Annotated in this window: 13 protein-coding genes and 2 pseudogenes; 5 read left to right on the top strand and 10 right to left on the bottom strand. The window is 70.0% G+C overall.

Annotation, left to right across the window (positions count from 1 at the left end; translation table 11 throughout):
* Positions 1 to 390: 390 nt before the first annotated feature.
* From MCHUDSM44219_RS26480 to MCHUDSM44219_RS26470, 3 genes are all read left to right on the top strand, one after another.
* Positions 391 to 1,062 (top strand): SDR family oxidoreductase, encoded by a 672-nt coding sequence (locus tag MCHUDSM44219_RS26480; RefSeq protein WP_048421259.1) that lies wholly within the window; start codon positions 391 to 393, stop codon positions 1,060 to 1,062.
* Between the two features lie 175 nt (positions 1,063 to 1,237).
* Complete coding sequence (locus tag MCHUDSM44219_RS26475; RefSeq protein WP_048421257.1) at positions 1,238 to 2,167, top strand: LLM class F420-dependent oxidoreductase; 930 nt, start codon at positions 1,238 to 1,240, stop codon at positions 2,165 to 2,167.
* Between the two features lie 122 nt (positions 2,168 to 2,289).
* Positions 2,290 to 3,657, top strand: coding sequence for a type II NADH:quinone oxidoreductase Ndh (locus MCHUDSM44219_RS26470; protein WP_048421256.1), 1,368 nt, complete (start codon positions 2,290 to 2,292; stop codon positions 3,655 to 3,657).
* Here MCHUDSM44219_RS26470 and MCHUDSM44219_RS26465 read toward each other — a convergent pair.
* The 10 genes and pseudogenes from MCHUDSM44219_RS26465 to MCHUDSM44219_RS26430 form a co-directional block, all read right to left on the bottom strand.
* On the bottom strand, positions 3,654 to 4,280 hold the full coding sequence (locus MCHUDSM44219_RS26465) for an urease accessory protein UreD (RefSeq protein ID WP_048421255.1): 627 nt from the start codon (positions 4,278 to 4,280) through the stop codon (positions 3,654 to 3,656). The two genes, MCHUDSM44219_RS26470 and MCHUDSM44219_RS26465, sit on opposite strands and share 4 nt — an antisense overlap.
* Positions 4,281 to 4,766: pseudogene (gene ureG / locus MCHUDSM44219_RS26460) on the bottom strand (urease accessory protein UreG); the annotation flags it as partial.
* Between the two features lie 3 nt (positions 4,767 to 4,769).
* A pseudogene (locus tag MCHUDSM44219_RS31800) lies at positions 4,770 to 4,898 on the bottom strand (aminotransferase class V-fold PLP-dependent enzyme); the annotation flags it as partial.
* Between the two features lies 1 nt (position 4,899).
* Positions 4,900 to 5,110, bottom strand: a 211-nt coding sequence (locus MCHUDSM44219_RS29265) for a GTP-binding protein (protein ID WP_162232109.1), incomplete at its 3' end; no start/stop codon positions are given.
* Between the two features lie 15 nt (positions 5,111 to 5,125).
* Complete coding sequence (locus tag MCHUDSM44219_RS26455) at positions 5,126 to 5,770, bottom strand: urease accessory protein UreF (protein WP_048421254.1); 645 nt, start codon at positions 5,768 to 5,770, stop codon at positions 5,126 to 5,128.
* Positions 5,770 to 7,491: an urease subunit alpha gene (locus MCHUDSM44219_RS26450; RefSeq protein ID WP_048421253.1), complete on the bottom strand. Its 1,722-nt coding sequence runs from the start codon at positions 7,489 to 7,491 to the stop codon at positions 5,770 to 5,772. The genes MCHUDSM44219_RS26455 and MCHUDSM44219_RS26450 overlap by 1 nt, the downstream gene beginning before the upstream one ends.
* On the bottom strand, positions 7,488 to 7,805 hold the full coding sequence (locus MCHUDSM44219_RS26445; protein ID WP_048421252.1) for an urease subunit beta: 318 nt from the start codon (positions 7,803 to 7,805) through the stop codon (positions 7,488 to 7,490). Before MCHUDSM44219_RS26445 ends, MCHUDSM44219_RS26450 begins: the two co-directional genes overlap by 4 nt.
* A gap of 10 nt (positions 7,806 to 7,815) precedes the next feature.
* Entirely contained in the window at positions 7,816 to 8,118 is a 303-nt protein-coding gene (locus tag MCHUDSM44219_RS26440; RefSeq protein WP_048421251.1) for an urease subunit gamma, read from the bottom strand.
* A gap of 52 nt (positions 8,119 to 8,170) precedes the next feature.
* Positions 8,171 to 8,572: a PaaI family thioesterase gene (locus MCHUDSM44219_RS26435; protein ID WP_048421250.1), complete on the bottom strand. Its 402-nt coding sequence runs from the start codon at positions 8,570 to 8,572 to the stop codon at positions 8,171 to 8,173.
* 187 nt (positions 8,573 to 8,759) lie between these two features.
* A complete protein-coding gene (locus MCHUDSM44219_RS26430) occupies positions 8,760 to 9,521 on the bottom strand; it encodes a hypothetical protein (protein ID WP_048421249.1) in 762 nt (253 codons plus the stop codon).
* A gap of 232 nt (positions 9,522 to 9,753) precedes the next feature.
* On the opposite strand from MCHUDSM44219_RS26430, the gene MCHUDSM44219_RS26425 reads away from it, so the two are divergent.
* Complete coding sequence (locus MCHUDSM44219_RS26425; RefSeq protein WP_048421248.1) at positions 9,754 to 10,170, top strand: BlaI/MecI/CopY family transcriptional regulator; 417 nt, start codon at positions 9,754 to 9,756, stop codon at positions 10,168 to 10,170.
* A gap of 14 nt (positions 10,171 to 10,184) precedes the next feature.
* The coding region (locus MCHUDSM44219_RS26420; protein WP_048421247.1) for a M56 family metallopeptidase at positions 10,185 to 10,932 on the top strand (748 nt) is incomplete at its 3' end.

Here is a 10,932-nt window from a genome sequence, read left to right as displayed (position 1 = left end):
CGGTGGCGCCGGTCAGGGCGACCAGCCCGACCGAGGTCGGCAGGCTCCTGCGGCGGGGGGAAGGCACGTCTCGCTCATGCATGGGGAAGAAACTACCGTGTTACAGCCGTGACGCAAGTGTGAGTAGCTGAGAATGTGCCAAATTGTGACATTGCTAGCACCGGCATAGGCGCATGTCAGAGAGTTTTGATTGATTGCTCGCATGGTGAGCGCCCCGCGCGTGGCGCGGGGTGCGGGGCCGCCGTTGTACGACGTCGACGAACGGTTGATCGCGACCCCGCCCCGTGGCGTTACCGCCGGCGGCGCGCCGGTGTCCGTCGGCTAGCTACCGTCCAGTAACATGGGCCCGACTCGCTGGGGTTCAGCGCCGAACACAACAGGAGGCCGATGATGGATGTCTTGATCACGGGATGCGACACCGACCTGGGGCGCACGATCGCCGAGAATTTCAGCCACGCCGGGCACCGGGTGATCGTCGCCGGACGTCACCGCGACGACCTCGAGGTGCTGGCCAAGGAACTCGACGCGGACGCCATCGCCGTCGACATGGCCGATCCTGCCGCGATCGCGGCGGCGCACGACCAGTTCCCCGCACACCTCGACACGGTGATCAACGTGCCCGCCCCCACCTGGAACGCCGGCGACCCGCGCGCCTACACAATCGTCGACCACGCCGCCGAATGGCGGGGACTGTTCGACGCCGGCCTGCTCTCCGCGGTGCTGGCCGTGCAGGTGCTCGGCGACCAGCTGCGTTCCGGTGGCTCGATCGTCACGGTCATCGGTGACGCGCTGCGGGAAGGCAGCGCCGCCGCGGCGGTCAAGGCCGCGGTCTCGGACTGGACGGCCGGACAGGCGCACTACTTCGGCATCCGCGGGATCACCGTCAACGCGGTGGCCATGGGACGCGGGGCCGAGCCCGGTTACGAAGGCCTGGGCACCACCTCCCCGTCGGTGAGCGCCGAGATCGCCCGGCTGTCGCTGTTCCTCACCACGCCCGCCGCGCGGCACATCACCGGGCAGACCCTGCACGTCAGCCACGGCGCCCTGGCCAACTTCGGCTGAGGACGACGATCAAGCGGCGAGGTACGAGCCGCGTTGCGGGGGCACCACCCGCTTGCGGGGGCGAGTCCGACGATGTCAGAGGACCGGCAACCGCGCAGGCGCACCGTTTATTCCGCGCTTCGCGCCGAGTGAAACGGCGGACGGCGGGCCCCGCCCGATGCGTAGGGTCTGACTCGTGACGATTCGACTCGGGCTTCAGATCAACAACTTCTCGTACGGAACCGGCGTCGGGGAACTGTTCCCCACCGTCGTCGCGCAGGCGAAAGAAGCCGACAGTTCCGGCTTCGACTCCGTGTTCCTGATGGACCACTTCTACCAACTGCCGGGGATCGGCAACTACGACGAGCCGATGCTGGAGGCGTACACCGCGCTGGGCGCGCTGGCCGCCGCCACCGACACCGTGCAGCTCGGCACCCTGGTCACCGGCAACACCTACCGCAACCCCACCCTGCTCGCGAAGGCGATCACCACGCTGGACGTCATCAGCGCCGGCCGCGCGATCCTGGGCATCGGCACCGGGTGGTTCGAACTCGAGCACGACCAACTCGGCTACGAGTTCGGCACGTTCACCGACCGATTCGAAAAGCTGGGCGAGGCGCTGCAGATCATCCTGCCGATGCTCGCCGGTGAGCGTCCCACCGTCACCGGCAAGCACTATCGCACGCAGGAGGCGCTGGCCAATCCCCGCTTCCGCGACCACATTCCGCTGATGATCGGCGGCAGCGGCGAGAAGAAGACCATTCCGCTGGCCGCCAAGCACTTCGACCACCTCAACGTGATCGCCGGGTTCGACGAACTCGCCCGCAAGGTGGACGTCGTCAAGCAGCGCTGCGAGGAGATCGACCGCGACCCCGCGACGCTGGAGACCAGCATGCTCATCGGCGCGGTCGTCGGCGACGGCGTCACCTCGGACATGATCCCCGAGGACTTCCGGCAGCGGATGGTCGCGGGCAGCGTCGAGCAGGTGGCCGAGCAGATCCAGACCAAGGTGCTCGACGCCGGGATCGACGGGGTCATCCTGTTCGTCCCGACCCAGACCGTCGGCTATCAGCCGGGTCAGATCACGGCCCTCGGCGAGGCGCTCAAGCCGCTGGTCACGGGGTGAGCCGGCGCGGTGGGGCATCTCACCGCGCCGCCCGGAAGTGCGGCGGCTAAGGTTCTGGTTGTTCTGAATGGGTAAAGAAGTTCCGCCAAGGACACCCGAGAGCACCGTGCACAGGAGTAGCCATGACCCATCCCGGAGCCATCGCATCCGATCGCCACAAGGTGGTCATCATCGGATCGGGATTCGGCGGGCTGACCGCGGCCAAGACCCTCAAGAGGGCTGACGTCGACATCAAAATGATCGCCCGCACCACCCATCACCTGTTCCAGCCCCTGCTGTACCAGGTGGCGACCGGAATCATCTCCGAGGGCGAGATCGCGCCGGCGACCCGGGTGATCCTGCGCAAGCAGAAGAACGCGCAGGTGCTGCTCGGCGACGTCACCGGCATCGACCTGAAGACCAACACCGTGCGCTCGGAGTTGCTGGGCCACACCTACATCACGCCGTTCGACAGCCTGATCGTCGCCGCCGGCGCCGGTCAGTCCTATTTCGGCAACGACCACTTCGCCGAGTGGGCGCCGGGGATGAAGTCGATCGACGACGCGCTCGAACTGCGCGGCCGGATCCTGGGCGCCTTCGAACAGGCCGAACGGTCCAGCGACCCGGCCCGCCGGGAGAAGCTGCTGACATTCGTGGTCGTCGGCGCCGGCCCGACCGGTGTCGAAATGGCCGGGCAGATCGCCGAATTGGCGGACCAGACGCTCAAAGGCGCCTTCCGGCACATCGATCCGACCAAGGCGCGGGTGATCCTGCTCGACGCCGCGCCGGCGGTGCTGCCGCCGATGGGCGAGAAGCTGGGCAAGAAGGCGCAGGCACGGCTGGAGAAAATGGGCGTGGAGATCCAGCTCAACGCCATGGTGACCGACGTCGACCGCAACGGCATCACGGTCAAGGACCCCGACGGCAAGATCCGCCGCATCGAGGCGGCCTGCAAGGTGTGGTCGGCCGGCGTGTCGGCCAGCCCGCTGGGCCGCGACCTCGCCGAGCAGTCCGGCGTCGAACTCGACCGCGCCGGCCGGGTCAAGGTGCTCCCCGATCTCTCGATCCCGGGTCACCCCAACGTGTTCGTCGTCGGCGACATGGCCGCGGTGGAAGGCGTGCCGGGCATGGCGCAGGGCGCCATCCAGGGCGGCAAGTACGCCGCCAAGGCGATCATCGCCGGCCTCAAGGGCGCCGACCCCGCGCAGCGCGAACCGTTCAGCTATTTCGACAAGGGCTCGATGGCGACGGTGTCGAAGTACAACGCGGTGGCCAAGGTCGGCCCGCTGGAGTTCGGCGGCTTCATCGCCTGGCTGGCGTGGCTGCTGCTGCACCTGGTGTACCTGGTCGGCTTCAAGACCAAGATCGCCACGCTGCTGTCGTGGACGGTGACGTTCCTGGGCAGCAACCGCGGTCAGCTGACCATCACCGAGCAACAGGCCTACGCGCGCACCAGGATCGAGGAACTCGAGGAGATCGCCGCGGCCGTCGAGGAGAAAGCGGCCAGCTAGAGCCGCTCCCCCTGCCAGGTGGCCAGACAGCCGCCGCCGGCCAGTGCCAGCGTGACGCCAGCGGTGTCGACGTCGGTTGCGGGATAATGCAATTCGCTGACACAGGCCCGCGGCGCGGCGATCTCGTCGTCGGCGAACGAGCCGTTGCCCAACTCGACCCGGTGGCGCAGCAGCGCGACGCCGTCCACGTCGGCGTGCAGGGATCCCGACCAGTAGCCGTCGCGCTCCCCGGTCCTGCCGATCTGCACGCGCTCGCGCAGCCGCACCGCCGCGCCGGCGCTCACCGCCAGACGCGTCGACGTCACGTGGCGCGACGGGCCCGCCACGATCGTCGGCTGCGGATCGAGATCCAGGACGCCGGCCACCTCCAGGTCCCAGCTCGCATGGGACTCGGTGGTCAGCGCCCCGGGCAGCGCCATCGTCGCCGCGGCCGTGCGCACCGCCAGCCGGGCTCCCTCCTCGACCACCACCCGCAGCCGGATCGCGTCACCGCCCAGCGGTGTCGCCGCGGCGGACACCAGATGCACCGTGTCGGGCTCGGTCCGGCGGGCGGCGATCCCGCCCGCGCACTCCAGGTGGGGTGAGCGGCCGGCCCGCGCGACGATCAGCACGTCGGAGCGCATCTACACCGCCTGCGCGACCCGCAGCTGCTCGCGCACCCACTCCAGCACCGGGCCGGCGGTGGGATCGGCGGTCAGCGAGATCAGCGCGAACGGACGGTCCCCCCGGGCGGCCGCGGCGTCGCGGCGCATGACGTCCAGATCGGCGCCGACCAGCGGCGCCAGGTCGGTCTTGTTGATCACCAGCAGATCCGAGAACGTCACGCCGGGCCCGCCCTTGCGGGGCACCTTGTCGCCGCCGGCGACGTCGATCACGAAGATCTGCACGTCGATCAGTCCGGACGAGAACGTGGCTGTGAGGTTGTCGCCACCGGACTCGACCAGGATCAGATCCAGCTCGTCGTGCGCGGCGATCAGGTCGTCGATGGCGTCGAGGTTCGCGGTGATGTCGTCGCGGATCGCAGTGTGCGGGCAGCCGCCGGTCTGCACCGCGGCGATGCGGTCGTCGGGCAGCACGGCGTTGCGGCGCAGGAAGTCCGCATCCTCGGTGACGCCGTACCAGCGCAGCGTCGCACCCGTGCGCTGCGCGAGTTCCTGCCAGGGCACCAGGTTCGCGTGATGCTCGATCTCGGTGGTGACGATGACGTCCCGGGGCCGACCGCATGGTCGAACCGCTTGTCCNCATCCTCGGTGGTGTAGATGTCGTTGGTCAGCACCGCCAGGGACAGCTCGTCGCGCAACGTGCGGCACAGCGCGGCCACCAGGGCGGTCTTGCCGGAGCCGACAGGACCGCCGACCCCGATCCGCAGCGGTTCACCCGGCCGGCGGGTGCGGCGCGGGCGGTCGGCGTGGCCGTGCGAATGGCCGACTCCGTCGATGAGATGTGGTGGCATGGCGGCTCTTTCGGATCAGGACGCGAACAACGGACGGTCACGGTCGAGGTGGCGCTGGGCCAGGACGTCGAGGAGCGGATCGGACAGGTCGGCGAGTTCCTTGACGGCTTCGGCGGCGGTCCTCTCACACAGCGGCGCCAGCGCGAACGTCAGCGCCGCGACGTCGCCGGGATCGAGGGCGAGCAGGCGCTGGCCGGCCGTCGCCGATCCGGTCATCGTCGTGTAGACCACCGACAGGGCGGTCTGCCCCGGGGCCAGTTCGCTCGCCCGGCCCACCGCACCCGCGGCGACCGCCAGATGCGGAGTGGCGCCGAGTGCGTCCCAGTCGGTGTCCGGCCACACCCGCCGGGCCAGCCGGACGAGCCCGCGGCCCTGGGCCCGCGACGCCGCTCGGGCGGCCGGAGCCGGGGTGCGCGCGTCGGTCTCGCTGTCGCCGGTACCCCCGACCGCCGCAGTCAATGTGCCCTCGTGGACGGCGGCGGCCAGCGACGCGGCGACCAGTCCGGTGGTGCGGATCCGGCGTCCGAGGTAGGCACGCAGCGTCGCGAGGTCGACGACCAGACCGCTGGTGACCGCCTCCTCGATGCCGCCCGAATGCACGTGCCCGCCGGTGGGCAGCCGCGAATCTGCCAGCACGAGCAGGGTGGCGAGGGTGTCCATCAGAACAGGAAGAACCGTTGCGCCATGGGGAGTTCCGCGGCGGGTTGCTCCTGCCACACCTCACCATCGATGCGAACGGTGAACGTGTCCGGGTCGACCTGGATGTCGGGCAGCGCGTCGTTGAGGGGCATCTGCGCCTTGCCCACCGCGCGGACGTTGCCCACCGCGACGAGCCTGCGCCGCACCGCGATCCGGTCGGCCAGACCGTCCTCGAGGGCCTGCGGGGCGACGAAGTGCACCGAGGTCGCGGCGGCCGCGGCCGGTGAGGCGCCGAACATCGGTCGCGGCAGCACCGGCTGCGGGGTGGGAATGGAGGCGTTGGCGTCGCCCATCGCCGCCCAGGCGATCATGCCGCCCTTGAGCACCGCGTGCGGACGGACCCCGAAGAAGGCCGGCTCCCACAGCACCAGGTCGGCGAGCTTGCCCACCTCGACCGAGCCGATCTCGTGGTCCATGCCGTGCGCGACCGCGGGGCAGATCGTGTACTTCGCGACATACCGTTGCGCCCTGGTGTTGTCGGCCCGGGTGTCCCCCGCCAGGAAGCCGCGTCGGCGCTTCATCACGTGCGCGGTCTGCCACGTCCTCAGCACCACCTCGCCGATGCGCCCCATGGCCTGGGCGTCACTGCCGATCATCGAGATCGCCCCGATGTCGTGCAGCAGGTCCTCGGCCGCGATCGTGGAGGGCCGGATCCGGCTCTCGGCGAACGCGAGATCCTCGGGCACGCTGGGGTTGAGGTGATGGCACACCATCAACATGTCGAGGTGCTCGTCGAGGGTGTTGACGGTGTGCGGGCGGGTCGGGTTGGTGGAACTGGGCAACACGTTGGGCTTGCCGGCGACGGTGATGATGTCCGGTGCGTGTCCCCCGCCCGCACCCTCGGTGTGATAGGCGTGGATCGACCGACCCTTGATCGCGGCGAGGGTGTCCTCGACGAAGCCCGCCTCGTTGAGGGTGTCGGTGTGGATGTTGGCCTGCACGCCGGCGGCCTCGGAGACCGTCAGGCAGGCGTCGATGGCCGCCGGGGTGGTGCCCCAGTCCTCGTGCAGCTTGAAACCCGCTGCGCCGCCGCGCAACTGCTCCCACATGGCCTCGGCGCTCACCGTGTTGCCCTTGCCGAGCAACGCGACGTTGAGCGGCCACGTGTCGAGCGCCTCGAGCATCCGCGCCAGGTGCCACGACCCCGGGGTGACCGTGGTGGCCTTGCTTCCCTCGGCGGGTCCGGTGCCGCCGGCGACGATCGTCGTGATGCCGCCGCCGAGGGCCTCCTCCATGATCTGCGGGCAGATCAGGTGCACGTGGCAGTCGATCGCCCCCGCGGTGACGATGCGGCCGTTGCCGGCGATGACCTCCGTCGACGGTCCGACCACGAGGTCGGGGTGCACCCCCGACATGATGTCCGGATTGCCCGCCTTGCCGATGGCGACGATGCGGCCGTCACGAATCCCGATGTCGGCCTTGATGATCCCCCAGTAGTCGAGGATGACCGCGCCGGTGATGACGGTGTCGGGGGCGCCGTCCGCGCGGGTGGCGCGGGACTGGCCCATCGACTCGCGCAGCACCTTGCCGCCACCGAACACCGCCTCGTCGCCGGCGAGTGTCGGTCCGCCGCTGCGGTCTTCGGTGATCTCGACGAACAGGTCGGTGTCGGCCAGCCGGATCCGGTCGCCGGTCGTCGGGCCGTACAGGGCCGCGTAGCGGGCCCGGGACAGGGAGGTCATACCGGTCCGTCCAATCTGCCGGGCGGGTCGAGGCTCAGGCCGTACACCTCGCGGGTGCCGCCCAGCGGCACGAGGCCCACGCGCTGGGTGACGCCGGGCTCGAACCGGATCGCGGTCCCCGCGGGGATGTCGAACCGGTGGCCGTGGGCGGCGGTGCGGTCGAACTGCAGGGCCGAATTCGCTTGGGGCACATGAACGTGACTGCCGACCTGCACGGGCCGGTCGCCGGTGTTGACGATGTCGAGCTCGAGCCGCTGCGCGCCGGCGTTGAGCTCGATGTCGCCGTCGCCGAAGACGATCTCTCCGGGAATCATCGCCGCCGCCTCACGAGATCGGATCGTGGACGGTGACGAGCTTGGTGCCGTCGGGGAAGGTCGCCTCGACCTGAACGTCGTGCAGCATCTCGGGGATACCGTCCATCACCTCGTCGCGGCCGAGCACGGCACGTCCGCTGACCATCAACTCGGCGACGGTCCGGCCGTCCCGGGCACCCTCGAGGATGTGGTCGGTGATCACCGCGACGGCCTCGGGATGGTTGAGTCGCAGGCCGCGGGCCTGCCGGCGGCGGGCCAGTTCGGCCGCATACGAGATCAGCAGCCGTTCCTGTTCATGCGGGGTCAGGCGCATAGTGGGCGATCCTGCCACGCCGCGCGACAGTCAGCAGCGCACGCGCGTGCGCCTACTCCTCGGGCAGGTTCTGCAGCCGGACCTGACCGCGCGCCACCAGCCGGTCGGACTCATCGGTGATGGTCACCGACCACAACTGCTGGCGGCGGCCGCGGTGGATCGGCGTGGACGCCGCGGTCACGGTGCCGGTGTTGATCGCGCGCAGGAAGTCGGTGTTGTTGTTGACGCCGACGACGTGGCCGCCCCCGTTCTGGGAGAGCCACACCTGGCCCGAGACGCTCGCCATGCTCTCGATGACCGCGCAGTAGACGCCGCCGTGCACGATTCCCCAGGGCTGCAACAACTTCTCGGTGATCTCCAGCGTGGCGTGTCCGCCGTCCGGGCTCATGTCGAGATAGGTGAGGCCGAGTTCTTTGTCGAAGCCGCCGCCGACTCCATCGGGAAGATCAGTCACGGATCGTGTCTACACGCCTGCCGTCGGGCCCCGAAAAGGGGGACGGGCCCCACGCGGGAGCGTGGGGCCCGTCCTTCGGTCGGACCGGGGGTCTCTGCAGCCCTCAGGACTCCGGCGCGGTCCGGTGGTTTCCGATGGTTTTCCGACGGTGTGGCACTGCCCATGAATATAGGCAAGGCTGCCCTAATCAAGCAAGGGCTTCCCCGCGGTGAGCCGCGCGCGACCCGCGCACGGGGGCGCCGAAGCCGACGAGCGCGTCGAGCACCGCCTGGGCGCGCCGCATGCTGACCACCTCACTGGTGCCGGCGAGCACCGGGATCCGGGTGGCCGCGCCGACGGCCGCCACCCCGACGGCATGCCACATCGCCGCGACCGGCATCGCGCCCCCGCTGACCGCAGCGAGCCGGCCGAACAGCGGTGCCAGCGCGCGGTGACTGCGGTGGGCGACCCAGGTCGTCAGCGCGGCCTCGCTGGGCAGCGCGACGATCCCGTCGTCGACGACCGCCGCCCGCCCGTCGAACACCGGATCGTCGGGCAGCGCGCGCAGCGTCGGATCGGCCACCCCGACCCAGTCGATGGCGCCCTCGGAGTCGACGTGCACCCACAGGTTCTCCGGGCCGGTGTCCCACGCGCGGCCCTCCAGGACCAGCAGCGGGATCACGCGCCCCACCACGACGTGGGCGAAGGTGGCCGCGAGCTGCTGGGTCACCGCCGCCGGGCCACCCGACTCCGCCAGGGCCGTCTCGTACATCCGGCCCAGCCGGTCGGTGGTGAGCACCTCGGCCAGCGGCCACCACCGCCGCCGGGAGAGGTCCCCCATCACCGCGACGCCGTACACCCGCGGGCACTCGCGGTAGAGCTCGCGCAACCGCCGGCTGGACTCGTGGACCGGCAGGGTGCGGCGGATCGACATGCTCGCGATCAGGGGATCGTCCACCAGGACCGTCACGACACCTCCGTTTCGAGTTAGGTTAGCCTTACTATAATCACGAATATTGAGGGGGTGATAACCGGCTGTGATCGGACTCACAACGCTCGACGGCACCACGCCCAGGCGTGCTGACGTTGGTCAACGCAACGACGTGCGTCGGCCCGTCGCCAGTTCCCAGGAACTTGATACGACACGCGGTAGTAATCCCGTAGTAGGCTCGGAACCACCGCCGGTAGGAGAGAAACGGAAGATGGCCAAGCTGACACGGCTCGGAGAGCTCGAGCGCTCGGTGATGGACCACCTGTGGTCCGCGGGCGAACCGCAAACCGTGCGGCAGGTGCACGAATCCCTGTCGGCGCACCGCGAACTCGCCTATACGACGATCATGACCGTGCTGCAGCGACTGGCCAAGAAAAACCTGGTCGTCCAGCATCGGGACGACCGCGCGCACCGCTACGCGCCCACACACGGACGCGACGAACTGGTCGCAGGCCTGATGGTCGACGCCCTCGACCAGGCCGCTGATTCGGGCAGTCGGGAAGCGGCGCTGGTGCATTTCGTCGAGCGGGTCGGCGCCGACGAGGCCGACGCGCTGCGCCGGGCGCTGGCAGAACTCGAGGACAAGCACCGCGCGCACCGACCCGGTAGCGATCACCCCACCGGCTGAGAGACACTGACAGCGTGTCCGCGCTGGCCTTCACCACCGTCGCCCTGCTTCTGTCAGGGCCGGTGCCTGCGATGCTGGCGCGCGCCACCTGGCCGCTGCGCGCCCCCCGCGCCGCGATCGTGCTCTGGCAGTCGATCGCCCTGGCCGCGGTGCTGTCCTTCTTCTCCGCGGGTATCGCGATCGCCAGTCGGCTCTTCGAGCCCGGACCGGACGGTCGGCCCACCGCGACGATCGTCACCGCGTACGACGACCTCGGGTGGGCACTGTGGACCACCTACGTCGTCGTGTTCGCACTGACCCTCGTCGTCGGGGCACGGCTGATCGGCTCGATCCTGCAGGTGGCGATCGCCACCCGCCGCCGCCGCGCCCATCACCGCATGATCGTCGACCTCGTCGGCGCCCACCCCACCCGGCCGATGGCGGCCAGCGGCCTGCGCATCCTGCACGTCGATCAACCCCTGGCGTACTGCCTGCCCGGCGTGCGCAGCCGCGTCGTGGTCAGCGAGGGTGCGCTGAACACGTTGGCGGACAACGAGATCTCGGCCATCCTGTCGCACGAGCGGGCGCACCTTCGGGCCCGGCACGACCTGGTGCTCGAGATGTTCACCGCAGTGCACGCCGCGTTCCCCCGCATCGTGCGCAGTGGGCACGCGCTCAACGCGGTGCGCCTGCTCATCGAGGCGCTGGCCGACGACGCCGCAGTCCGCCACACCGGCCCCACGCGCTGTTCTCGTCGGCGCCCAAGGCCAGCTCGACCCTGCC

Source organism: Mycolicibacterium chubuense, from assembly GCF_001044255.1.
Taxonomy (GTDB): Bacteria; Actinomycetota; Actinomycetes; order Mycobacteriales; family Mycobacteriaceae; genus Mycobacterium; species Mycobacterium chubuense.
Note: the sequence above shows the minus strand (reverse complement) of the source record. Positions and strands in the feature narration are given on the sequence as shown.

What these genes read in the sequence shown, in the direction of transcription:
- MCHUDSM44219_RS26480 (WP_048421259.1), top strand. Translation starts at nt 391, where the DNA reads ATGGATGTCTTGATCACGGGATGCGACACCGACCTGGGGCGCACGATC.
- MCHUDSM44219_RS26470 (WP_048421256.1), top strand. Translation starts at nt 2,290, where the DNA reads ATGACCCATCCCGGAGCCATCGCATCCGATCGCCACAAGGTGGTCATC.
- MCHUDSM44219_RS26465 (WP_048421255.1), bottom strand. Translation starts at nt 4,280, where the DNA reads ATGCGCTCCGACGTGCTGATCGTCGCGCGGGCCGGCCGCTCACCCCAC.
- MCHUDSM44219_RS26455 (WP_048421254.1), bottom strand. Translation starts at nt 5,770, where the DNA reads ATGGACACCCTCGCCACCCTGCTCGTGCTGGCAGATTCGCGGCTGCCC.
- MCHUDSM44219_RS26450 (WP_048421253.1), bottom strand. Translation starts at nt 7,491, where the DNA reads ATGACCTCCCTGTCCCGGGCCCGCTACGCGGCCCTGTACGGCCCGACG.
- MCHUDSM44219_RS26445 (WP_048421252.1), bottom strand. Translation starts at nt 7,805, where the DNA reads ATGATTCCCGGAGAGATCGTCTTCGGCGACGGCGACATCGAGCTCAAC.
- MCHUDSM44219_RS26440 (WP_048421251.1), bottom strand. Translation starts at nt 8,118, where the DNA reads ATGCGCCTGACCCCGCATGAACAGGAACGGCTGCTGATCTCGTATGCG.
- MCHUDSM44219_RS26425 (WP_048421248.1), top strand. Translation starts at nt 9,754, where the DNA reads ATGGCCAAGCTGACACGGCTCGGAGAGCTCGAGCGCTCGGTGATGGAC.